The sequence below is a fragment of the Bacteroidia bacterium genome (genome assembly GCA_041391665.1).
Lineage (GTDB): Bacteria > Bacteroidota > Bacteroidia > J057 > J057 > JAGQVA01.
Window position 1 is genome coordinate 1,934,575 of sequence record JAWKNO010000003.1, and the last position, 25,457, is coordinate 1,960,031.

Here is a 25,457-nt window from a genome sequence, read left to right on the forward strand (position 1 = left end):
AAATCAAACGACGATAAGACAATGAGACTATTCCGAATTTTGGCTTTTTGCCTTCCGGGATGGATGGCACTTATCCTCCCGTCTTATGCACAGCCTACCGAACCTGACAAGGCATATAAAGAAGCGAATGTGCTGAAAGAAAAGTCTGTACTCCTCCGTACAGGAGATGATATTATGCTTTCTGTCTATGACCAGAGTCCACAGTATCCCAACATTCACACGACTCCCTATTATTTTGATAAAAAAATCTACGCCGAAATCAAAAAGTATGAGTCTCAGGCAGATGTAGAGCAGTTGGACAGGGTGCTCATTCCCTATATAGAAAAGTTTGGCGTTGAAAATTTCCAGAAAGATCTCGCCTTGCTGTGGCTGGCCGGCCGGGTCAAACAAATCCTGAAAGACACCTTACAGGCGGTATATTATTACGAACTTGCCCAGACCCACAACCGGGGTATGCCTGTACCCAAACTCACTTATGACTCGCTGATACGGGAAACTACCTCCGAATGGCTCCCGGTAGATAAATACTACGAACTTCTGGAGGTCCGGAAAAAAATTGACCCGCTGATTCCCGCCAAAAAAGTGTTGGAAAATATGGGTCCAAGGATCAATTCTCAAGATCCGGACTACGCGCCGTTTATGCATCCATCGGACTCCATCATGCTGTTTACTTCCCGGCGCGATACTTCGGGTATGAAAGCCGACGAGGTAGTCGATCCTTACAGACTGTGGAACGAAGATCTCTATTACGCCGAAGTCAATTTCATCACAGGAGAGTGGAGTTTTGCCAAACGCCTTCCCGACACGATCAACAGCATATTTAATGAAGGCTCGGCCTGCCTTGCGCCTGACGGGAAAACGCTCTACTTTACCCGCTGCCGCACAGGTGTGGGATTTGGCGACTGCGACATCTACCGCGCAACTTATGACCCTGTGGAAGACAGTTGGACCCATGTACAAAATCTTGGCGGACGCATCAACTCCGACTCCTGGGATTCACAGCCCAATATTTCTGCCGACGGGCAGACACTATTTTTTTCGTCCAACCGCAAAGGCGGATTTGGCGGAGTGGATCTCTATTATTCTACCCTTCAGGCTGATAGTTCATGGTCCACTGCAAAAAATCTCGGCCCCATCATCAATACCCCTCAAAATGAAGTAACGCCCTTTTTCCATAAGATCAACCAGAGCCTGTATTTCAGTTCTACCGGCCAGTTGAAAAATTTTGGTGGCTACGACATATTTAAAGCCCGGTGGACCGGAGACCAGTGGGAACAACCCAAGAATGTAGGTCCACTGGTAAATACCTGGGGCAATGAATATTATTTTTCTATCGATGGCGCTGGGAAAACCATTTTCTACGCAAACTCCCGCGACCCGGAGAAAGACCACGTAAAACAAAATTTTGACCTGTATTCTTTCCTCATGCCGATGGAAGCACGACCGGATGCTATCGCCTCATTGCGGGGGTATTTGATAGACTCCATTTCCGGTTATACCCTGCAGGGAACCGTGATGATTATTGACCTGGACAATGGGGTAGAAGTAGCGCCAAAAAAAATAAATGAGTACGGATTCTTCGAATTTGACCTCGTAAACAACAATCGCTACAGACTTTATGTGTTGGGAGACAACTTTCTCACCATAAAAAACGATTTTCAATTGAATGGTGATACCACCTTTCAGGTTCTTACACAAAGTTTTGAGCAAAACAAGCCGATTGTCTTCGAATCGATGGAGTTTGGTACCAATAGTGCCAAGCTGCGAGCGGAGGTGAAACCCCAACTGGACTATATTGTGCGCTTTTTGCAAAACTACCCGATGTTTCGCCTCGAAGTGGAAGGGCATACAGACTCAGATGGAAGAGATGAGAGCAATCTCCGCCTTTCACAGGAGCGCGCTCAGGCCATAGCGAGTTATATTATCAGAAAGGGGGAGTTTGAGGAAATTCGCGCCAAGGCCATTGGTTATGGAGAAACCCGACCGCTGGTGCCCAACGATACAGAAGAAAACAAAGCCAAAAACCGGCGGGTAGAGTTCAAGCTGGTACTCGACCAGGATTACGACGGTGATCTATGGTTGCCGACCAAGGAAGAACTTTATTTTGACGAGGACCTCGAAATGGAAGAAGATCCTGCCTTTGACAGCGAGTTTGAGTGGAGTGAGGAGGATATGAAAAAATGGGAAGAAGAGCGGGAAGGTTGGGACAAAGAACTCGAACTGGATGACGACCTTGACCTGGATAAAGAACTGGAAGAAGATATCATAGAGACTTTGGAAGGAGATGATGGAAAATAATAATAACGAATGATTCTGCCTGCATCTGAACAGACCCTCCCCCTGCCTGTTCACTACATCGACCAACTGAAAACCACTGAGCAAAACCCTCGCTATCACGCAGAGGGAAATGTGTATAACCACACGTTGCTTGTTCTTCAGCAATTTGAAAAAGGTGTAGAAAAATTTGATCTGAGCCAGGACGACCGGCAGATCCTGTATTGGGCTGCCATTCTCCACGATATCGGCAAACCCTCAGTGACCCACTGGCGGGAAGGCCGCTGGCGTGCGACCGGGCACGAAGAGGCCGGCGTACCCATAGCACGAAACCTCCTGCTCCAAAATCCTGAAATTTCAGATATTCAGCGAAGAAAAATTCTCGACCTGGTCAATTTTCACCAGATACCGCTGCGCTGGGGACTCGCGAAAAAAGATATTTCTGACTATAAAAAACTTGCAACCAAAACAGATTTACGCCTTCTGGGTATTTTTGCTTACTTCGACCTGATGGGGAGAATCTGTGAAGATTATGAGCGGATTCACGAACTGCTGGCCTATCTCAATGAGGTGATTATTCCGAAGGTAAAATACGATACAGGGACATTTGAGGAGATCCAGCAGACCTATTTCGAAGCGGGCGTTCAGCAAAAAAATGCACTTTGGCAATCGCTGAAGTTTGAGGACGTGCAATTGATGGAAAAACTGCTGAATGTAGAGCGGAAAGACAACAAGCAGGCCGTTTTTCAATGTTATATTACGGTTGGAGCTGATATCAAAGGCCAGGCAGAATATTTTGCCAGCCATTTTCCCGAAATCCCCTCATACCCGGTGCCCTCGCTTTCTTCTAAAAACCTTTCCCAACACGAGCGGGAAAAACAACTGCGTCAGGCCAAACATTTCCTTTCGGTCAATGGCAGAGAGGGCCGGAAAGTGGGCATTATTGGCACCAATACAGATGAAACCATCCGGCAGAATATTACGGAGTTTGTACGTCTGCTGGGAGGCCAGATCAATTACCTGTTTTTTGACCAGCCGCTCGACAAACTTCTGCTAACAGCGACTGATCCCGGGGAAGAAGCGCTGATACAGGAAAACTACAACCGGCTGCGTTATCCCCATCCGTGGGAGGCGCATACGCTTACGGTTGTTTAGGGTCATTGCGTATAGGTGTTGCTGTGCAAAACGCTCACAGAAGCACGACATCCGCCATTGAGGTGGACTGCTGTTGGGGGCAGGTTTTATTTTGTCGAGTTATGTCTTTTATTGAGCGTAAAACTAAAATTGTCATTTCCTGTAAACAGGTTTCCGTCCTTATGTAAAAAAAACAAAACATTTTCATCGCCTACAAATAGTGAAATAGATTTACTTGGCTGGTCAGGGTCAAGTTGTAGAATAATAGCCTCTGGATTTGTTGCTGTCCCTTCTGAAATTGTCCAATTGCCAGTAATATCAGTTTCTCGGCTGTTTGTTCTTTTCAAGGTGTACGTTGTGGGTTGTAATGTTTTTGGATCTCTATTTAATATAAGCTTCCATTTTAGTTTGAAACAAGATGAGTTTACCGTCAAATTATTTTCGGCAGCAAAGTCCTCGCACGGTGTCCGTCCGTCATAAATAATTTGTAATGATGTATCTTTTAAAATATTTGAGGAATTTGCCAGTTTTGCCAACGGGTAAATATTTTTGTTAGGGGTTTTGTTGTTGAGTGTGTAACTCCAACCACCATTTCCAATCATCAGTTTCTTTTGCGGCGTTAATAAGTGAAAAATATTCGCATTAAGTTTGATCATTAATATTTCAGTTTGAAAATCACTATTCTCTAATTTGAAAATTTCTGTGTCATTTTCTTTCAAAATATGATATTTACCCCGATACGATTTCTTTTGTCCACCCTCCTTAAAACCAAGCGTATTTGGCTGAGATTCTCCATAGACTATATTTAACATAAAAGTATTATGGTTCAAATTGTCAAACGTTAAATCCCATTTGATGAAATCTATTATCATCCCATTGGGTATACCCAGTTGAGATTTAATTAAATGATCACCTGGTGTACAACCAACAAACACAGTTTTATCTGATGCACAAGAAAAAGAACTATTTAATCCCAAAAACAAAATAGTTGCAAAATGAAATAATAATTTACTTAATTTCTTCATAATTGAAATATTAAATATTGATAACTATTTTTTTCCCGGATACCATTTTCTACACTTGCAGCCGACGTTCAGTTTACAAGACTTCAAATGCAGGCTTATTTATAGAATAAAATAGATATTTCAAAGTTTGCAGTGTTGAAACAAAGCATGATGTGGTGAGAATTATCATAGGAAGTTTTTAGAAAAATCAGTCGTAAGAAGTATTATGTCCAATTCTGATAATATGTCCGTCCGGACACTCCACTAACATTTCTCTCATGTTCCATTCTTTACTGTCAGGTTTAGAAAGAATTTTTGCACCGCTTCCTTTTATTAGCTCGTAATATTCGTCAACATTATCAACGACCAGGCTAAGCCAGGTGGACGGATTTCCCTGGTCCTGTTTGCAAAAAAATATTTCAACGTTGTCTCTGGAAACGCCACCAAATGACGGTGGGCTGTCCCATTCCCATTTGTTGTCAAACTTCAATTGATCTGTGAAGTAGGCAATACTTTTTGAAACATCTGTTGAGTATAAAATCGGAATTGCTTTATCAAATTTCATAGTCTTTATTTTTATTTCAATAATGAGTATTCAGGAAACACTAAATTCTCTTTAGTAAATATTGCTTCATCCTGGGAGCCCTGATACTCATTTGCTTTACATAACTTAATGTAAAGTATCTTTTATTTTGTGATCGCCTCTTACGAATATCCTCCCTTTTCCTCAGACTTACAATTATCTGGCAGGGATATGTACAGGCTGCCGGGTGGCGGGAAGGGTTTGTTTTGTGGGGCGCTGTGTGACGCGCGGAGGTTTGATGGTTTGCGGCTGTTTTTTTGTAGTTGTCATGTTAATCGTCTGCATTACAACTTTTTCAAAAAAACTATTTTGTCCTCTCCGTCTTTCCAAAAGTCTTTGATTACTGCGGCCTGTGTGTAACCAATTTTTTTATAAAAATTTCTTGCTCCAATTTGAGCATCGTCACTTGAAGTTTCTACAATTAGTAATCTTCCGTCTTTTTGTTTGAGTTGTTGTTCAATATAATTCATCATTTGACTTGCTATTCCTTTTCTTTGTGTGTCTTGGGAAACGCCAATTGCTAATAAATTACGGAATTATAAAGTAATTGGGTGAAAGTAATCTTTCCGAAGCGAGGCAGAAACCATCTGCATAGGCAGACTCACAAAGGCCTCTCAAAGGGCACAAGGAAACTGTGCTTTGTGTCCCTCGTGGCTTCATTGTGTCCGTTGTGGTTTATCCCAATAAGTTGATAATTCCGATTTTTTATATACAATGTTGTGCTTTCGTATTTATCTAATCAAGATGGTTGATTTTAAACTCGGTAATTTCGACTATTTTATCGTTTTCATCTTTGGTTGTGACTTTCTTTAACAAGCCATTTTCAAAATATTCGTAAAAATATTTTCTAAATAGACTGGGAGAAGTCGGCTCACCTGCACTTGAAGAAGATCTGCCAACTTCGCTGTAAATTAAATTCAGATCTAAATCATAATAATTTAATCCTTCATTTCTAATAAACAATGGTGCCGTACTTTGGTGAATTACATTGCTGGTAAAAATATTTTCATAAAGCAGTATCCGACCCTCAACAGATATAGTGTCAACTCGGTTTAGAATATTTAACTTTTCAGCGCTCAAGCACTCTATCTCTTTTGAGGTAATTTTTTCTAGCCATTCAATTTTTCCAGGTTTCTCTGCATTGTTAGGATTGCTACACTTGTCATAAAAAACGCTTTGAATCATTTTTGACTCTTTGTATAAAACCTTAGCATATAAGCTGTTATCAGGATGGAATTTTAATTTAGCAAGAATAACTGACTTAAAATTTGGAGGGTAAAGATAAATTCCTCCTAACGTATAGAAAACATCTTTACAATTTTCAACATTATTTTTATAGATGATTACAGCAGTATCTTTGTGGTTATAACTTATGCTATCATTAGAGAACAGCATATATTTTTCCTTAAAACCAGATGCCCCATGTTCAGTGGGTATAGAATTGATTATCAGGTACCTTCTTTGTCTAGTTAAAAAAACAAGATTATCATAACTCCATTCGTAGGTCTCAATGTTTTTATACTGTAGTTCTGGAGAGATTCCAAATACCTTTTTGCTAATTAGATTACCCAAAGAATCATAAATAAAATAGATTTCCTTTTTTTCAGATCCAATTTCTTTCTTGTAAACATACGTTGGGTATCCTGCGGAATCAAACTCATATTTTTCTACCATAACCTCTTTAAATGTCGAGTCAGAAAGATAATAAGTGTTGATTTTTGTCATTAACTGTATTCCATCATTAGAAATTACTTCATTGTTAAATGGGTAATGCTCTGTTGTATAGTGCTTAATTGTAGCCAACCTCAAATCTTGGGCAAAGACTTGAATACACAGTCCCACAACACAAATAATTAATGATATTTTCTTTTTTAAGTTCATTTTATATGATGCACAACACCCGCATATACCCTACGCGTAGCGTTTATTTCCTTATCGCCTCTTACGAATATCCTCCCTTTTCCTCAGACTTACAATTATCTGGCAGGGATATGTACAGGCTGCCGGGTGGCGGGAATGGTTTGTTTTGTGGGGCTATGCTTGTGCTGAGCGAAGCCGCAACCTGGTTTTTATGTTGGGCGCTGGGCGGAGGCTTAGTTGTTGTGGTGGCTGTAATTTTATTTTAAGAATTCATTGAATTTAGCATCTCTCCAATTTTCTATTTTTATTCCTTTTACTCTCTCCAGATGCTTTACATTATTTGTTACCATTGTCATATTGTTAGCAACTGCGGAACATCCGATAATTAAATCAAAGTCAGGAATAAGGTTTCCTTCTTTTCTCAGTCTTACTTTCTCTCGTGCGAAAATATCGATCTTAGCATGTCAGTATCTAGCAAATATCTCATTTCAATCCAGGCTAATTTCTTTATCTGATATTGTTCTGCTGTGGTAAATATCCGCTTCCAGATCATCGCTTACATCACTCCAAGATCCTTTTAAGTCATTAAAAAGTCGTCTTTTATCCACTCTTGATTTTTTCAAGCTATTTTTAATATTTTCGGATAGAGCTGCCAATAGCTCAAGCTTTAGCTCAGTGCTTAGCGGTTCAAACAATCTTAAATACCTGGAGATCAATAAATTTTCCATTAGACCTTAATTTATAGATGAATCCAATTTATAGACTTCGTAGCTCCAAAACAAGCTTTTCGCTTAGACGTTCTACATATACTGGTATTTTTATTTGGTAGCCGTCAATCTCTCTATATCGGCCCCCATTGTGTTTATTTTCGGGCGCAAATCAAACTGTCGGTGATATCTGCCAGTTGCTTCTCCGAAGGGTTTACTCCTCATGAGGGAAACCAATGTTTCTCCGTTGGAGAAAGCTGGCAGCGCGTTACTGCGCAAAACCTTGAACAAGCCAGAGGGGGTAGCCGTCGAGGCTACAAACATTGGACCTCTCCGAGCCCTTAGGCCACCTACGTGGGTCTTGCCTGTCGGCAAAACCCTGCATAGATTGCGTTCGAGGCACTTTTCCGGCCAGGCCGGGACTTCCCGGAGTGGACCTATCGGCCGGAGGAGTCGAATGTACCTGAGGCATCTTCGATTTGTAGCCATGAGACCCGCCCCCCCTTTTTTGTAGGAGTTGCGCCGCAGCGCGCGTGAGCACAAAAAGCGCCAACAGCCAACAGCTAACAGCCAACAGCTAACAGCCAACAGCTAACAGCCAATAGCCAGACTCGTGCGACCCCAAATGCGACATTTTGGTTTGCGCCCTTTATTTCCTTATCGCCTCTTACGAATATCCGCCCTTTTCCTCAGACTTACAATTATCTGGCAGGGATATGTACAGGCTGCCGGGTGGCGGGAAGGGTTTGTTTTGCCGGGCGCTGTGTGACGCGCGGAGGCTTAGGTTACGCGATGTTTTTACGTCTGGCCATACCTGCGCGGTTGGCGACCAGAGAGAGTATAAAATAAAGAAATATGGCAACAGGAACGCCCTGAAACTGAAATACGCTCACCAGCAGAATCGACGACCCCATCAGAATGTACCGGTAGAGATTATCTTTCAGGGAGAAGTTTTTAAATTTCAGTGCCAGAAGCCTGACTTTCGCGATGAGGAGATAACTGCTGAGCAGGCTCAGCGCAACCCATACCCAAAGATGATTGAGCGTAAGGGCCAGGAAAGAGTCTGGATTAAATGATAGCACCAACCAGTAAGACATGATGAGAATCGTGTTGGCAGGAGTCGGAAGGCCTACAAATGAGTCCGACTGCGTTTCATCGAGGTTAAACTTTGCCAGCCTTACAGCAGAAAAAACAGAAACCAGAAACCCCGCCAAAAACCAGGGGAAAGTTCCGCCCAATGACTCAGGCGGAAATACATTCCCCGAAGATTCACTAATCAGCTTCGCCATTACCATTCCAGGTACAGCGCCAAATGTGACCATATCAGCCAGAGAGTCCAGTTCTTTTCCAACCGGACTATTGACTTTCAGCAGACGGGCAACAAACCCGTCGAAAAAATCGAAAATCAGCGCCAGCACAACAGCCAGGGCTGCACCGGAGACATTATCAGTAAGTACAAATACGAGGGCAACCATTCCCGAAAAGAGATTGGCTCCTGTAAGGAAATTGGGAATGTGCTGTCTCACGGTATTGTACTATTTGCTCAAAAATGTATGGAAAGTATCACCTCGCAAGCCCAGTCGAAGGGTTTCCAGTGGAATTGCCTCATTGGGAGCGATGTTGCCGAGGTTGACATTGGTACCGAGAAGTTTGATAAACCATACCTGCTGACTTTTCAGCGGAGCTTCCCAAATGATTTTTTCGGAAGGAATATCCACCAGAATTTCTTCAATCAGGTCGCTACGCACTTCACCATCGGCGCGGAACATACCTACCGTACCGCTCTCGCGGGCTTCGGCAATGACCTTCCAGGCTCCGGCGTCCAGTTCGCGTTGCATCATAGCTACCCATTGATAGGGAGCGATAATCTTATTGGTGCTTTTGCTGCCCACTTCGGAAAGTACTGTATAGTCTTTGGCAAAAGAAGTGATCAGATCGCATTTATCTTTTTCGTCAATATCAATGGAACCGTCAGAGACTTCTACATGCGTGATTTCGTATTTCTCCAGAATACGACGGTAGTCATCAATCTGACCACGGATATAAAAAGCTTCGAGGAGTGTACCCCCGAGGTAAATGGGAACCCCGTATTTTTTATATACAGCGATTTTTTTGTCCAGATTGTGTGTAACAGCAGAGGTTGCCCAGCCGAGTTTTACCACATCGATATATTCGATGGCGGTTTCGAGCATATCTTCGGCTTCACGCACGCTCATGCCTTTATCCATGATCATGGTATAGCCAGCCTCGCGGGGCTTCTGAGCGCGTTCAGGGAGTTGGGAAATCGGGTAATTCAACATATAGAGATATTATCTGTCGAGGGAAAAAAAAATCTGCGTGCAAGCTAAATAAATTTGTCCGGTAGAAAAAACAAAGCATCCCGGTAAGGGGATGCTTTGTGTGGCGGAACAAATCCGCCGATATCATATTTACCGCATGGAAGCGATTAAACCAGTTTCATAATCAGGTCAGCAACACGGCAGGAGTAACCCCATTCGTTGTCATACCAACCGATCACTTTGGCAATATTACCCATGGTGGAGGTCAGTTTGCTGTCGAAGATACATGAATGTGAGTTTCCGAGGATATCAGTGGAAACCAGTTCGTCTTCAGAATATTCAAGAATCCCTTTAAGCGGTCCGGCAGCAGCAGCTTTCATTGCAGCGTTGATCTCTTCAGCAGTAACATTACGGCTAAGGACAACTGTAAGATCGGTCATAGAGCCATCGGCAACCGGCACACGGGTAGCGATACCGTCGAGTTTACCTTTCAGAGCTGGAAGTACGAGACCTACAGCGGTAGCAGCACCGGTAGTAGTAGGTACGATATTAACCGCAGCTGCACGGGCACGGCGAAGGTCGCGGTGAGGGGCATCCTGAAGGTTTTGGTCTGCGGTATAAGCGTGGATGGTAGTCATGAAGCCAGACTCAATACCGAAGTTGTCCTGCAATACTTTTGCCATCGGAGCGAGGCAGTTGGTCGTACATGAAGCATTGGAGAGCACCTGCATGTCGGAAGTGATGACATCGTCATTGACACCGATTACAACGGTAGCGTCCACAGCACCTTTTGCAGGAGCAGAGATCACAACTTTTTTAGCACCAGCCTTCAGGTGAAGACCAGCTTTGTCGCGGGAGGTAAATACACCGGTAGATTCTACTACGATGTCAACGCCCAGATCACCCCAGCCTAGCGCTTCAGGGTTGCGTTCTGCACTGGCGATGATTTTTTTGCCATTTACCGTGATGGATTCATCATCGTAACCATCGACTGTACCGTTGAATTTACCGTGAACGGAGTCATACTTCAGCAGCGCCGCAAGCGTTGCATTGTCGGTAAGGTCATTGATTTTAACGATTTCAACATTAGGATTGCTCGCGAGTACGCGGAAAACAAGGCGGCCAATCCGCCCGAAACCATTGATACCTACTTTAATAGCCATGTGATTATGTTTTATTAAATAATGATGGTCTTTCTATAATGCGATGCAAAATTACACAGGTCATTTTTGAAAAACAACTAATCCGGCGGATTGCCTGGTGATACCCTAAAAATTTTTTTTACTGAATCCTTGACTCGTTAGCTATCGTATAGTACCTTTGCACTCGCTGTTGAAAAAAGCAGCCGAAGTTTGTCCCGTTCGTCTAGTGGTTAGGACTTCAGATTTTCATTCTGGCAACAGGGGTTCGACTCCCCTACGGGATACATACTTTAAACACAAAGCCCTAAGAATCAAATTCTTGGGGCTTTTATTTTAATACTACCACACATTTGCTCACAACCTGCTAATCAAAAACAGCCTTAAAAGTCTGACCTTCGCTAGCTTTAATGTGAAAAAGTGGGCATGATTGACGGGTGTATCTTCTCTTATTCGTTTCCTGCCAGTAGCAAACAGGTCAAGTGATGGTGGCAGGTTTATCGGGTTGGAAACACCTGAATATTTTCTCTCCCGAAAGCTGACAAACCGTCAATAAATAAAAAAAGGCGAACCCGAAGGTCCGCCTTTTTTATTGTATCCCGAAGGGATTATTCGATCATAATACGCTTGTGAACGATGGCATCGCTGCTTCTGATTTCGAGCAGATAAACGCCTTTTGCGATATTATTGGTCAGGCTCACTTCCTGCACAAATACTCCGCTGATCTGATCAATCGTACGGCTGTAGATCTGTTTGCCGTCCATTCCAAAGATGCTCAGGCTGACATCACTCAGGCTGACTTCTTCAAAACGAACATCAAATGATCCGCTGTTGGGGTTTGGATATACCTGGATGCGCTGGCCGAGCAGATCATCCTTAATCCCGACAGTAGTAACCATGACTGAATCAGAATAAACAGTATTTCCGCAACCATTATATGCAGTCAGGGTAACGGTATATATTCCATTGACACTGTAGGTATGTACAGGATTTAAATCGGTACTGGTATTCGTATCTCCAAAGTCCCATGACACACTGTCTGCACCCACAGAGCTATTTACAAAGGTTACGTTTGCACCGCTGACAGAAGCTACACTAAATTCTGCAATTGGCAATGTATCCAATGCGATCACAGTAAGTGTAGGGGAAGTCAGTTGACAACCATTGGCGTCGGTAATGATACCTGTGTAGTCGCCAGTCATCAGACCAGTAACATCTTCTGTCGTATCTCCATTGCTCCATGAGAAGAAGTAAGGAGCCGTACCACCTGCCACAGTAATCTGGATTTCTCCACTTGCGTCAGAAGGACAATCAACATTGACAAGATTGTCGAGCGAAACACTGAGCGAATCAGGCTGGCCAATCTCCAGAGAATCAGAAAGCAGACATCCAAAGACATCTGAAACCTGTACGGAATACATTCCCGCAGCCAGTCCCATAATACTATCTGTAGTAGCGCCATTGCTCCAGCTGTATGCATAAGGTGCAGTACCACCACTGATGCTCACCGAAGCCATACCACTGGCATCACCTGCGCAAAGTGCGTCAGAGTCGGAGAAAGCTGCGTTCATTCCTGCAATTTCGCTGACAGGTACGCTATCGGATACGGTACAACCCAGTGCATCCGTAACAGTCAGCCCATACATACCGGCAGGAACGTTAAAGATCGTATCAGCAACTACGCCATTGCTCCAGGAGTAAGTATAAGGCGCCAATCCACCTGCAACGGATGCCGTGGCATAACCCGTAGAATCACCTTCACACACTACTACTTGTGCAGTAAGGGTAGGAAGACTCAGTGCTACAGCAGGGATGGTAACTACTACGGTATCCACACCTTCCAGGCCGTAGATATCGACTACATTTACAAAAATAACACTGTCGATGATATCGACACCGGTGGTATTTGTAAGGGAAATGGTCTGGGTAGTATCGCCCGTGGACCAGGTGTAGGTAGAGCCAGGGTTTCCGGCATCCAGCGTTCCGCCATTACACAATACGACAGTATCACCCAGGGTCACTACCGGAGGCTCAGATATGGTAAAATCATCAAACGCAAATCCATCATCTTGTACAGAAGGATCAGATCCAAAAGCGATCCGAAAACGCACATTAGGCTGGCCGATTAACGAAGAATTCAGGACATGAGCTGCCAGAACCCAGCCATTGGTACCACTTCCATCACGGCCGGTCCATCCTATCTGAGATCCACCCGGAGCACCATTAATGGTATTATCGTTGTACCAGTTATTGGGATCGCCCAATCCTCCAACATTTACCCATGAAGTTCCGCCATCGGTTGAACTCTGGAGTACCGCACCATCCCATGAAAATTCTGATTCAACCCAGATTTTCAGAGAAACCCAGCTGTTGGCAGGAGCATTGGTCATATCAATACATGGACTGGCCACCCAGGAGTTTTCACTGGCATTATACAATCCGGTAGCATTGGTAACCCATGAGTTTGGACCAGAAGCAGCACTGTTGATCACAATTTTTGCCGGAGTGGTCAGTACCCAGCTGGAGTTTGTCCCTCCTGAAGTCCAGTCAGCGGGGCCATTGTCAAAGTTTTCCTGATAGGGGAAAGCCGGTGCAATGGCAGGAATATTGTCTATTGTTGCAGATGCAGAGTCATTGGCTGTATTCAGGTCAGCAGGCGTAGCTGCAGTCGCTACCGCGGCAATGCTGTGAAGGCCGGCGACAGAGAGGTCGGCTGTAGCAGCAAATGTGAAGCTGATGGTATCACCCGGTAAAAGCATACCAATGGCCTCTGGAGCAGAATATACGCCGCCATCTACAGCAAACTGTGCAGATCCACTCATCACGGTGTCAGTTCCTACGTTGGCAACGGTAATAGAAATCACCTCAAATGAATCCAGACCACAACCGCTACCGGCCTGCTCGATCGCAAGCAGTTGCAGGTCATAAGCTACCGGTTCGAATACTTCAATATCATCCAGTGAAAGGTCTCCTTCGAAGCTGGCTCCCTTTACGCCTACAAAAACAACCTGTACAATCTGCCCGGCAAAGGAACTCAGATCAGCAATTTCCATCAACCAGGGCTCATTTTCACCGGTTTGTTGCTGACCAATGATAGAGTCAATGGTAACGCGTGTGCCGTTAGTGATAACGTCCACGTACAGCTTACTCATATTGACCCCATACATATGGTACCAGAATTTCAGTTTAGGCGCAGAAAGTGTCCCCAGATCAATACAAGGGGTAAGGAGTTCTGCAATATTACCGGTAGAACCATTTGACGCCTCGGTATACACGTATGTTTGTCCGCCGGGGGTGTGGTCATCCAGTGGCCCGGTAGAGGATGAGTTTGCCACACCATCTGTTTCCACATACCACTGATAGGTGGTCTGATTGGTGAAAGTCCAGCCGGTGGGGAATGTTCCGGGAGATCCCGCTACAGCCGTTTCAAAATCTTCCAAAAATGGTGCGGCTAAATAAACCAGATTATTATTGATGTTTACAGAAAAGGTATTGTCCGTCAAATCATTTTCACCCAGTACTGCAGCGGCAACTTCTACGGTATGAGGCCCTGAGGCAGAGACATCCGCTGTTGCTGTAAAGGTATAAGTAGTGGCAGCTCCTGGCGCCAGTGTGCCAGGCACGACCTCAGGGGTAGTGGGTGATCCACCATCTACAATAAATGATGCAGTGATACCGGTCAAAGGAAGCGTTCCCTGATTGACCAGATTAATCGTAACGGTTGCTGTCGCTGAATTTCCACAATCAAAGTCCACACTACCTCCGGTTGCAGTCACATCAAGTGGCACCTGAATGATCGGCTCAAATTCCCAGTAGTCGTTGTCAGCAACGGATGTTCCATTTCCGGCCAGTACGAGGTTGCTGCCAGCTTCCACGGCTGTTGTGCTATTCATCTGAACACCAACTGTGTTGGTGGAAGTGATTCCGGTGGTGGAGTAAAGATCCACCATATAGATTTTGTTGGTGGTTTCTTCCAGTACCATCGCAAAATAGGCAAAGGAAATGGAGGGGTTACCAATTTCAAAAGAGAACCATCTGATCCACAACTGACGGTTAGGCGCCGTACCGAAGGTCTGACTCTGGATATTATCGCCGGAACCAGTAGGCGGAAGAGAGGTAAAATCATCCCAGTATACCGCTACCGACATATCGGGCAGGTTGGCACTGGGCAGAGGACCGTTTCCACCGGGAATTACAGCCGCAGGGTCAAAGGAGACCACACCGTTCTGGCTGGCAATCAGTTGCGTAACCGGTGTCCCGTAAAAATCAAAAGCAAAGGGAATCGTAATTGGCGCACTCCAGACGTTTGCGGACTGGGGGCCAATAATTTCGTTGACCCATCCCGTGGTCGTCGCATCCGTTTGGGTGTTCAACCCACCCGGGTTTCCGGCATTCGGATGGAAAGAATAAAAGTAGGTTGTCTGTGCAAACAGTCCCACTGTTCCTACCAGACAAATCAGTAGAAGGGTAAAAATTTTCCTCATAGAGTTAGGGTAAGTTGTAATAAGCGTTTAGGTTAGACTTACAAAATCATCTTCTATGTATGAAATAGAAGTGATCCGCAAGATAGTGACTCTCAAGTCATTTTGCAATTCCGGCCCTTTCCGGTTGGTACTTTAGCTTTATCAGAATCGGGGAAATCACCGGTTGTTTTGCAGGTTCCTCATATCTCGATCTCCACTGACAACCTGATCTCTCTGGAAGAAGCGCCTGATTGGATCCGATAGATGCCTTTTTCCAATACCCATCCGGCCTTTTCCTCATCCCAGTATCGCAATTCGGAAACTGGCAGGCTAATGGCAATTTCCTCCGTTTCTCCGGCTTCAAGATTACGGGTTTTGGCAAATGCTTTCAGCTCGCAGACAGGGCGATCAATAGCTGAGCCGGATTTCGAAACATATATCTGCACTACTTCTTTCCCGGCCCTGTCGCCTTTGTTCTGTACTGACAGGGAAATACGTATGGTATCATTTTCCATACTGACTGCCATATTTTTGAATTCAAAACTGGTATAAGAGAGTCCATAGCCGAAAGGATAGGACACCTCCAGGTTCGCTTTATCAAAATGCCGGTAGCCTACATAAATTCCTTCCTCGTAATTTGTATAATCTTTGTTCCTGATCTTTTTCTCATCTGCTTTTTCTTTACCGGAAAATAGCATTGCAGACAAACTTATTGGTTCACCGTCCTGCGGGAAGTTGCTATTGGAGGCGTGATCGCCCAGGTGAACGGGAAAGGTCATGGGGAGTCTTCCTCCCGGACTCACTTTACCGCTGATAATGTCGGCCACCGAGTTGCCGCCTTCCTGTCCGCCCTGCCACGCAAGCAGAATCGCATCAGGCTGGTCTTTCCATGAAGCAGTTTCGATGACACCGCCAATATTCAGGACGACAATTACTTTTTTCCCTGCCTGATGAAATGCCTTGCAGGCGGCAGAGATCATTTCCTGCTCGTCTTTTGACAACAAAAAGTCATCCTTTTCGATCCTGTCGCCTCCTTCACCGCTATTCCTTCCAATGGTAATGATTCCTGCATCTGCGGCGGAAGCGATTTGTTCCAGTTGTCCGGCAGCATAAACTATTTCAGGCGGATCATACGGATTGAACATGGCACTCATTCCCTCAGGCTTAACAAACAAGTCCTTGTTTGCCGCCTTATGTGATTCATAAATTTCTTTGGCTAAGGCGTTGATTTCAAATCCCGCACCGGTCAATCCTTCTTCGAGGGAAACCGTGTAGGCTTCATTTACATCTCCCGAGCCGGTTCCTCCTGCAATAAAATCATAAGAAGTAACCCCCAGCAGCGCCACTTTTTTTGCCTGCTGAATGGGCAGTGTGTGTTCATTTTTGAGCAAAACCATGCCTTCTGATGCCGCCTTTCTGGCAAGTGCAGCGTGAGATTCCAGATCCGGGTTGTTGCCAGGCTTATCGTTCTGCATTTTTCTGGATTGCAGCACTAATGAGAGAATTCTTCTGGCAGAGTTATCAATGTCTTCCATTGACAATTCTCCTTTTTCATAGGCTTTCGTTAAAGCATCCCACTGCATTTTTGTGCCCGGCTCCAGCAGGTCATTTCCTGCGCGGATCATCGCTGGCGCGTCATTCCCGCCAAACCAATCTGACATGACCACACCCTCAAACCCCCATTCGCCTCTCAGCACGTCCGTGAGCAGGGATCTGCTTTCCGAAGTGTAAGTACCATTCAGCTTGTTGTAAGAAGACATGACCGTCCAGGGCCGGGATTTTTTTACGATGATTTCAAACCCTTTGAGGTAGATCTCCCTTAGGGCTCTTTCCGATACGATCACATCGTTAGCGTTTCGGTTTGTTTCCTGGTTATTGGCCACAAAATGTTTGACCGAGGTCCCAACCCCGTTGGACTCTATGCCATTCACCATCGCCGCACCGGTTAGTCCGGTCAGTACAGGATCTTCGGAATAATATTCAAAATTACGGCCACAGAGCGGATGCCGGTGAATATTGGCGCCGGGGCCCAGGATCACATCCAGCCCATATTCGCGCGCTTCATTTCCCATAGCATTTCCTACTTCTTCGACCATAGCTGAATTCCATGTGGACGCCAGCAAAGTGCCTATCGGAAATGCCGTACAGTAGTAGGTTCTGTCTTCGCCTTTGCGCCTGGGCTCGATTCTCAGTCCTGCCGGGCCATCTGAAAGATATACTACCGGTAATCCCAGACGGGGTGTGGGAACAATCGTACCTGCAGCCCCCGGAATGCCCCCGGTTTCAGCACGGCCGATCGCAGATGCCAGTCCGGAGCCTTTGAGAATGTGAATTTTCTCTTCAATGGTCATTTGAGAGAGCAGGTCTTCCACCCGTTCTTCTGTTGATTTTCTGTCGTCCTCATATACATCCAGCTCACCATTTGCGTTGCGATCCATGAAGGTGTAACCATCGACGGTAATTTCTTTGATGGCGACATTCTCAGCATAATCCTTTTCAAAATTGAGAAAAGTGGATTTGAGATACATCCATCCTCCCAGTCCGGCCAGTACCAGCAGCAGCAGTAATGCGCCCACAGCGATCAAAGTTATTTTTAGTCCCTTTTTCATATTTGTGTAATGTTGATCTGCGCGATTTATCCATTCTTCTTTCCAGCACATCTGCGGGCCTTTCAGCTTAATGCGGGGTTTTGCTACCGGTTCTGCATCGCTTTTGCTGGCCGTTTGGAGGGGAAAGCTTTCCTCGCAGCAAAATCAGTGTTGGAAGAAAAACAACTTACAGACAATTATAAGCATTCTTTTGAATTAAGAACACCCAAACCGTGTTTGAGAAAAAAGCCTGCCCGGGATTTTCAAAATGATGTTTATGAAAGTCCACAATCTTTCTATTTTTTCCTGCCCGCGTTAGCGATAAAACCCAAAAAGCCCGAACTTCGCAGCTTTAAAAAGCTCAAACATTGTCGCAATGATCCTTTTTTTTGGTTCTCCTTCCGATCTCATTTTCGCAGTAGAAGTTGCTCACCCACTGAGCACATCTGAACGGGACAAACTCGTCTGGCTCTTTGGCAACCAACCCCTGCTTGACCAACAGACGGTCTCCAGCACCTTCATCGGCCCCAGGGCTGCGATGATCACTCCATGGAGTACCAATGCTGTAGAAATTACTCAAAACATGACGATCGTCGGAATCAGCCGGATCGAGCGATTTGTGCCCGCACAAAAGCATGAAGCTTTTGACCCTATGTTGTTCCAGCGCTACGCGCAACTCGATCAACAGATTTTCACCATTAATATTACGCCTGCATCCATACAGCCAGTTAAAGATATTGCCGCTTACAATCAGGCAGAAGGGCTTGCGCTAAACCCGGAGGAAATTGTCTATCTCGAAGCTTTGGCCCAACGCCTGGGACGCCCACTGACTGACTCCGAAGTGTTTGGATTCTCTCAAGTCAACAGCGAACATTGCCGCCACAAGATTTTTAACGGCACCTTTGTGATTGATGGCCAGGAAAAACCACAATCACTTTTCAAACTTATCAAAGCGACTTCGCAGGCCCATCCAAACAGCATTGTTTCGGCTTACCGCGACAACGTAGCCTTTGTCAAAGGCCCGCAAATTATCCAGTTTGCCCCGGCAAAAGCCGATCTGCCTGACTGGTATCAGCGCACCCCCATCCACACCGTGCTCTCTCTCAAAGCCGAAACCCACAACTTCCCCACTACCGTAGAACCTTTCAACGGAGCGGCAACCGGCTCGGGTGGCGAAATCCGCGACCGCCTGGCAGGCGGGCAGGGTTCTCTCCCTCTCGCAGGCACAGCAGTATATATGACTGCATACTCCCGTCTGCAGGACGACCGCCCCTGGGAACAGGCTTTTCCTGAGAGGAAATGGCTGTATCAGACTCCGGTTGACATCCTCATCAAAGCTTCCAACGGAGCCTCTGACTTCGGCAACAAATTTGGCCAACCCCTCATCAATGGCTCAGTCCTTACCTTCGAACAGGATATGGGCGATCGCAAAATGGGCTATGACAAGGTCATCATGATGGCTGGTGGCATCGGATATGGAAGGGAAGAACAAGCACAAAAACATACCCCAAAACCCGGTGACAAGATTGTGGTCATGGGGGGAGACAACTACCGCATCGGCATGGGTGGGGCGTCGGTTTCCTCTTCCGATACGGGGGAATTTGGTACCGGGCTTGAACTCAACGCCGTACAACGATCCAACCCCGAAATGCAAAAACGGGTGGCTAATGCCATCCGGGGTATGGTAGAATCCTCCACCAACTCCATCATTTCCATTCACGACCACGGAGCAGGCGGACACCTCAACAGCCTGTCAGAACTCGTCGAAGAAACCGGCGGAGTCATTTACCTCAATCGCCTTCCTGTCGGTGATCCCACCCTTTCAGCCAAAGAAATCATTGGCAATGAATCGCAGGAGCGGATGGGGCTGATCATTTCCCCCGAAGATCTGCCAACCTTAACAGCCATTGCTGCACGGGAGCGCGCACCACTCTACGTCGTCGGAGAAGTGACCGGCGACATGCGTTTTGCTTTTGTTTCAGAGGAAACAGGAGAAAAGCCGATGGATCTCGCACTGTCAGATATGTTTGGCAGTTCGCCCAAAACGATCATGGAAGACCGCCATGTGACACGGCACTATGAGCCAGTGCAATACAACACCCATGAGTTGCCCACTTATCTCTCGCAGGTTCTCAAACTGGAAGCCGTCGCATGCAAAGACTGGCTTACCAATAAAGTAGATCGCTGTGTGGGCGGACTGGTAGCCAAGCAGCAATGTGCCGGGCCACTCCAACTTCCGCTCAATAACTGTGGGGTCATGGCCCTCGATTACGAAAGCGGACAGGGAATCGCTACCGCTATCGGCCATGCGCCTGTCAGCGGCCTGATTGACCCCATAGCAGGTTCACGCAACTCTGTAGCGGAGGCACTTACCAACCTCATCTGGGCGCCCTTAAAAGAAGGGCTTCGCTCCGTGTCTCTTTCTGCCAACTGGATGTGGCCCTGCCGCAATGCAGGCGAAGATGCCCGCCTGTATGAGGCCGTACAGAGTCTTTCAGAATTTGTGATTGCATTGGGTATCAATGTGCCGACGGGCAAAGACTCCCTGTCGATGAAACAAAAATACCCCGATGGCGAAGTGCTCGCTCCGGGTACAGTGATAGTTTCTGCTTCCGGACATTGTGATGATATCTCCCGTGTTGTAGAACCCGTGTTACAAGCAGATGGCGGGGCGCTGTATTACCTGCCGCTGAGCGGAGATGCGTTCAAGCTGGGTGGCAGTTCCTTTGCGCAGGTGCGCAATACCATCGGAGACCAAACCCCCACCATAAAAGACACAACTTACTTCGCCCGGGCTTTTGACGCTGTACAGGCTCTTATTCGCGAAGATCTGGTACTGGCCGGACACGACATATCAGCCGGTGGGTTGATCACTGCCCTGCTGGAGATGTGTTTTGCAGATCCGGCAGCAGGTCTGGATCTCGACCTGAATACCCTCGCAAGCGACGATCTTGTGACCTTGCTCTTTGCAGAAAATGCAGGCTTGTTGATTCAGGTAAGAGATGGGCAGGCCGAAGGGCGAATGAAAGATCTGGGGCTGGTCGCCCACCGCATCGGACAACCCGCTACGCCCGGACATATATCGCTGACCTATAAAGGCGAAACCCAAAACTTTGATGTCGCCAGATACCGTCAGGATTGGTACGAAACCTCCTGGCTGCTGGATCGGAGGCAGACCACACCTTCTCTGGCAGATGAAAGGTATCAGGAATACATGAATCAGCCGCTTCACTACACTTTCCCCCAATCCTTTTCCGGCAAAAAGCCTGTTCGCCCGGCCAGGCGCCCCAAAGCCGCCGTGCTGCGCGAAAAAGGCAGCAACTCTGAGCGAGAACTGGCCAATGCCCTGTATCTGGCCGGTTTTGATGTAAAGGATGTACACATGACCGATCTGATTTCGGGTCGGGAAACGCTGGAAGACATCCGGTTCCTGGGCGCTGTAGGGGGATTCTCCAACTCCGACGTATTGGGGTCAGCCAAAGGCTGGGCCGGGGCATTTTTGTACAACGAAAAAGCAAAAACTGCACTCGATCGGTTTTTTGCCCGCGAAGATGTGCTCTCTATCGGCATCTGCAACGGTTGTCAGCTTTTCATGGAGCTCAATCTGATCAATCCGGAGCATAGCAGGCAGGGTTTTATGCACTTCAACGACTCTCACAAACACGAGAGCATTTTCACCTCGGTGGAGGTACTGCCCAATCATGCGGTCATGATGAAAGATCTGGCAGGAGCCCGGCTGGGAATCTGGGTTTCCCACGGAGAGGGGAAATTTTACCTGCCGGAGCCGGAGGCGGCGTATCATATCGTAGCCAAATTTGGCTACGAGGCATACCCTGCCAACCCTAATGGCAGTGCTTTCAACACAGCTATGCTCGCCAGTGCCGATGGTCGTCACCTGGCGACGATGCCACACCTGGAGCGCTCTGCTTTCCCGTGGAACTGGGCGCATTACCCCAAAGACCGGAAGGATGAGGTTTCGCCCTGGATAGAAGCTTTTGTGAATGCAAGAGACTGGATGTAGAGATATTCAGGTATTTTTCGTTTCTTAGTCATAAGCCAAATCCTATTTGCCATGCCCGAAAGACGCGATTTTCTCAAACAACTCGCCATGATTACCGGGAGCCTGATGCTTCCTGTGTCTGGTTTTGCCGATTATCACAGGGATAAATGGGGGGATATTCTTCCCCTGCGAACCCTCGGAAAAACAGGAAAAAAAGTAACCATGCTGGGGCTGGGCGGATACCATGTGGGGTGGACAACGGAAAAAGATGCCCGCGAAGTGATTGAAACCGCTCTGGAAGGAGGCATCCGTTTTTTTGACACAGCAGAATCCTATGACGATGGCGGAAGCGAAACCCGTTATGGCAAATACCTTGTGCCCAAATATCGCGATGAGGTATTTATCATGAGTAAAACGACTGCCGCCGATGGAGCCACGGCTATGAAACATCTGGAAGGCACTTTGAGCAGGCTGAAATGTGATTACCTCGATTTATGGCAGGTGCATGCTTTACAAACGCCGGAGGATGTAGATAACCGGATAAAGGACAAGGTATTGGAAGTTTTTGAAAAAGCAAAAGCCGACGGAAAGGTGAAACATATTGGTTTTACGGGGCACCAAAATCCATTTGCCCACAAGCACATGCTGGAAAAAACCGCAGAAAACGATCTTTTTGAAACGGTACAAATGCCTGTCAATGTCATTGATTCGCATTTCCACAGCTTTATCAAAAATGTACTGCCTCTGGCCGTTGAGCGTAATTTTGGTGTACTGGCCATGAAGACCCTTTCTGACGGGCGTTTTTTCAAACAAAAAATGCAGGCTGGAAATATTCAGTGGAAATCCGATGATCCGCTGGTGCCCAACTACCTGTCTGTCAGGGACGCGCTGTATTTTGTCTGGTCTCTACCGGTAAGTGTACTGATCACCGGAGCAGAAAACAAAACGCTGATTCAGGAAAAAATTGATTTAGCCAAAGATTTCTCAAAATCTGACGAAGAAGACAGATTTGCGCTGATCGACAAAGTGTTTGAGAAATCAGGCAATGCCATTGAGTACTATAAAAAGGTTTAATGCCTTATTCCATCACACATTCAGCCAGTACGTCAGCTTAAACACCAGCGCCCGGTTTTTGCTGGCAAATGTCTGCGGCAGATAGTTTTCTGTATAAACGATAAAAAAGTCTGAAGCAGGGCTGTAGCGCCATTGGAAACGAGCATTGAGGTTGATGTTGTTGAGCAGGCTGTTGTACTGAAAAAATGTGGTCAGGAATACCGCACGGCTCAGTGTCAGGTCAATCCGGGGGCCGATGAGGAATAGTTTTTCCTGCCCATAACTTTCCGGCAACCTGAGGTCATTGTAATCAAACCGCAGCGCAATGTTTAGATACGGCTGATAGCGCATATTCATCTGACCGCTCAGATTGAAGTTTTGCCCGTTGTAGAAACCGCCGTAGGTAGAGGAGAGGTTGAAGTTAAACAACCGCCGGGTATTGCTTTGAAATTCTGCCGATACCGAGGACCACTGGTAGCGTTCGCCAACCTTAAAAGTTGTGTATTGCGATTGACCGATCGGGTTAAACTCGAAGGTGAGCTCCTGAAACACGTTGCTGTAGTTTACCTCAAACTGCGAGGTATTGATAAAATCAAATTTATACCCCAGTGAGTACGATCTGTCCGTAAATGTCCCGTCCGGAATATGGGCAACATTGGCTTCGAAAACAGGCCCCATCGAAACGATCGCTTCCTGACGCGGGTACATAGCATAATACACATTGCTGAAATAGCTAAAATACCCCGGATAGATATTCTCGCTGGGCACAAAACCAGCCTCCGCATTAAAGTTTTCCTGCACAAATGTATTGCCGATATGCGCATTCAGGTTGCGGCTGGAATAGCTGAAAAATGTCGCTCCAGACAGCGTGTGATTGTCATATATCGCGTCCAAAGATTTGCCGATAAAGGAACTGTGATACCACTTGTTGTTTTTGCTCAGCATTTCCAGATCTGCACTGACTACGCGGTTGTAGGTGTTTTTGATCCTGCGGATTTGTCCACCGGTCTGAATTTCCTGGAAAATGCTCTGATGGAAAAATCTGGCGGTATCTTCGTCTGCAACGCCCAGGCTTTGTTTATTGACCAGTGAAAGGGTAAAATTGGATTGTGCCCAAAAATTGCGCTGGACGGAGGCAACGGTGTAGTTTTGTCCCGGCAGTCCGATGGACAGGTCTTCTTTTGTCTGCATATTGAGCATGCTTACCCGCCATTTTTCATTGAAGGAGCCGCTCACCCGCGCACCATACAGGATGGGGATTTTTTTAAACAAGCCGGTAGTATCCGGAGCCAGCCCTATACGCCGGGAAAAGAATGGCCTTGCAGAAGGGAATCCCATCTGATCGAGCAGGTCGCTGTTTTCCAGAAAAAACTGCCTCCGCTCGGGAAACTGCACCTCAAACCGGGTCAGGTTGATCACCTGCTGATCTACTTCCACCTGCGAAAAATCGGGGTTCACAGTCAGGTCGAGATTCACGGAAGGGCCAATGCCAATTTTCGCATCAAAACCTGCATTAATATTCGCCTCGGGTTTGGCACCGGGTACTGCGGGAAGGTCAGAAATTCCTCCGGCCACATAGGGAATCAGCGAGATATTGGTATGGGCGGGCGGAATCGGATCGTCCCAGACCAACTGGCCGGAAAAAGCCAGGGCACCCGGAGTAAACTGAATAGGCGTATGAATCCAGCCGGATTTCTGATTGTGTTTTCTATCCTGGCGGGTGAGGGCGATATTCCACTCTGATATATCGCTTTTGTAACGGAAACTCTTAAATGGAATTGCCATTTCAACTACCCATTTGTCGGGATACCGAACCACTTTTGAGTACCATTTATTATCCCAGTTCACTCCCCATGACCCGTCGTTGCTACCGCCCGAAGAAACCGTTCCCTCCATTTGTACCCCTTTGGGTGTAATGGCAAAAAAGAATCCATTCAGACGGTCATTGTAGGGACTAATTACCATACCTACATTGTCATTAAGGTCATAGTCAAAATCCCTTCGGAGAGAATTGATCATATCCGGCATGCTGTCATCGCTGCAGACAAATGCAACATACAGAAACTCATCATTGAATGTCAGTTTTGCCGCATTTTGAAATTCTACAGGAAGCGTATCCACAGGATAATTGAGATACCAGTTATCGGCAGCCTGAGCCTGTTGCCAGTCGGGCTCGTCCAGCACACCATCCAGAACAATTTCGCCTTTGGCCTTTTTGATATGAAGGGCAGTGCCAGGGGCATTTTGGGCAAATAAGAGGATAGGAAAACCCAGTAGTAGCGATAGTAGTGATTTCATCCCGCAAAGATAAGAAAAGACTATGCACCTTGAAGAATGATTTGGAGGGAATTCATCATAGTAAATATCGGATGG

16 protein-coding genes and 1 tRNA gene are annotated in these 25,457 nt (G+C 46.3%); 6 read left to right on the plus strand and 11 right to left on the minus strand.

All coding sequences use genetic code 11. The features are described 5' to 3' along the window. The first annotated feature begins 21 nt into the window (after window positions 1-21). Window positions 22-2,298: an OmpA family protein gene (locus tag R3D00_30650; protein MEZ4777575.1), complete on the plus strand. Its 2,277-nt coding sequence runs from the start codon at window positions 22-24 to the stop codon at window positions 2,296-2,298. Between the two features lie 9 nt (window positions 2,299-2,307). Beyond that, complete coding sequence (locus R3D00_30655) at window positions 2,308-3,429, plus strand: HD domain-containing protein (protein ID MEZ4777576.1); 1,122 nt, start codon at window positions 2,308-2,310, stop codon at window positions 3,427-3,429. 86 nt (window positions 3,430-3,515) lie between these two features. Here R3D00_30655 and R3D00_30660 read toward each other — a convergent pair whose 3' ends face one another. The 4 genes from R3D00_30660 to R3D00_30675 all read right to left on the minus strand — a co-directional run bounded on the left by R3D00_30660 (window position 3,516) and on the right by R3D00_30675 (window position 6,876). Further along, on the minus strand, window positions 3,516-4,433 hold the full coding sequence (locus tag R3D00_30660; GenBank protein ID MEZ4777577.1) for a hypothetical protein: 918 nt from the start codon (window positions 4,431-4,433) through the stop codon (window positions 3,516-3,518). 187 nt (window positions 4,434-4,620) lie between these two features. Further along, window positions 4,621-4,977: a VOC family protein gene (locus R3D00_30665; GenBank protein MEZ4777578.1), complete on the minus strand. Its 357-nt coding sequence runs from the start codon at window positions 4,975-4,977 to the stop codon at window positions 4,621-4,623. Window positions 4,978-5,279: 302 nt separating this feature from the next. Then, on the minus strand, window positions 5,280-5,513 hold the full coding sequence (locus R3D00_30670; GenBank protein MEZ4777579.1) for a GNAT family N-acetyltransferase: 234 nt from the start codon (window positions 5,511-5,513) through the stop codon (window positions 5,280-5,282). A 217-nt stretch (window positions 5,514-5,730) separates the two neighbouring features. Further along, the gene (locus R3D00_30675) at window positions 5,731-6,876 is read right to left on the minus strand and encodes a hypothetical protein (protein MEZ4777580.1); all 1,146 of its coding nucleotides are present in this window, start codon (window positions 6,874-6,876) and stop codon (window positions 5,731-5,733) included. A gap of 5 nt (window positions 6,877-6,881) precedes the next feature. Between R3D00_30675 and R3D00_30680 the strand changes: the two genes are divergently transcribed. After that, window positions 6,882-7,121: a hypothetical protein gene (locus tag R3D00_30680; protein ID MEZ4777581.1), complete on the plus strand. Its 240-nt coding sequence runs from the start codon at window positions 6,882-6,884 to the stop codon at window positions 7,119-7,121. 222 nt (window positions 7,122-7,343) lie between these two features. On the opposite strand, the gene R3D00_30685 is transcribed toward R3D00_30680, so the two are convergent. From R3D00_30685 to gap, 4 genes are all read right to left on the minus strand, one after another. Further along, window positions 7,344-7,583 carry a hypothetical protein gene (locus tag R3D00_30685; GenBank protein MEZ4777582.1) on the minus strand — a complete coding sequence of 80 codons (240 nt, stop codon included), beginning with the start codon at window positions 7,581-7,583 and terminating at the stop codon, window positions 7,344-7,346. Between the two features lie 764 nt (window positions 7,584-8,347). Continuing rightward, window positions 8,348-9,088, minus strand: coding sequence for a CDP-alcohol phosphatidyltransferase family protein (locus tag R3D00_30690; protein ID MEZ4777583.1), 741 nt, complete (start codon window positions 9,086-9,088; stop codon window positions 8,348-8,350). Window positions 9,089-9,097: 9 nt separating this feature from the next. Further along, window positions 9,098-9,859 (minus strand): phosphosulfolactate synthase, encoded by a 762-nt coding sequence (locus R3D00_30695; protein MEZ4777584.1) that lies wholly within the window; start codon window positions 9,857-9,859, stop codon window positions 9,098-9,100. A 149-nt stretch (window positions 9,860-10,008) separates the two neighbouring features. After that, a complete protein-coding gene (gene gap, locus R3D00_30700; protein ID MEZ4777585.1) occupies window positions 10,009-11,004 on the minus strand; it encodes a type I glyceraldehyde-3-phosphate dehydrogenase in 996 nt (331 codons plus the stop codon). A 191-nt stretch (window positions 11,005-11,195) separates the two neighbouring features. On the opposite strand from gap, the gene R3D00_30705 reads away from it, so the two are divergent. Next, window positions 11,196-11,267: transfer RNA gene (locus R3D00_30705), tRNA-Glu, on the plus strand. A gap of 321 nt (window positions 11,268-11,588) precedes the next feature. Here the strand turns inward: R3D00_30705 and R3D00_30710 are convergent. Both R3D00_30710 and R3D00_30715 read right to left on the minus strand, forming a co-directional pair. Beyond that, a complete protein-coding gene (locus R3D00_30710) occupies window positions 11,589-15,464 on the minus strand; it encodes a PKD domain-containing protein (GenBank protein ID MEZ4777586.1) in 3,876 nt (1,291 codons plus the stop codon). A gap of 179 nt (window positions 15,465-15,643) precedes the next feature. Continuing rightward, the gene (locus R3D00_30715; GenBank protein MEZ4777587.1) at window positions 15,644-18,052 is read right to left on the minus strand and encodes a glycoside hydrolase family 3 C-terminal domain-containing protein; all 2,409 of its coding nucleotides are present in this window, start codon (window positions 18,050-18,052) and stop codon (window positions 15,644-15,646) included. Between the two features lie 355 nt (window positions 18,053-18,407). Here R3D00_30715 and purL point away from each other — a divergent pair, with 355 nt between their 5' ends. Then, window positions 18,408-22,052 (plus strand): phosphoribosylformylglycinamidine synthase, encoded by a 3,645-nt coding sequence (gene purL, locus R3D00_30720; GenBank protein MEZ4777588.1) that lies wholly within the window; start codon window positions 18,408-18,410, stop codon window positions 22,050-22,052. A 51-nt stretch (window positions 22,053-22,103) separates the two neighbouring features. Continuing rightward, entirely contained in the window at window positions 22,104-23,105 is a 1,002-nt protein-coding gene (locus tag R3D00_30725; protein ID MEZ4777589.1) for an aldo/keto reductase, read from the plus strand. Between the two features lie 12 nt (window positions 23,106-23,117). Here the strand turns inward: R3D00_30725 and R3D00_30730 are convergent, their stop codons facing one another. Beyond that, the gene (locus R3D00_30730) at window positions 23,118-25,382 is read right to left on the minus strand and encodes a DUF5916 domain-containing protein (protein MEZ4777590.1); all 2,265 of its coding nucleotides are present in this window, start codon (window positions 25,380-25,382) and stop codon (window positions 23,118-23,120) included. Window positions 25,383-25,457 lie beyond the last annotated feature (75 nt).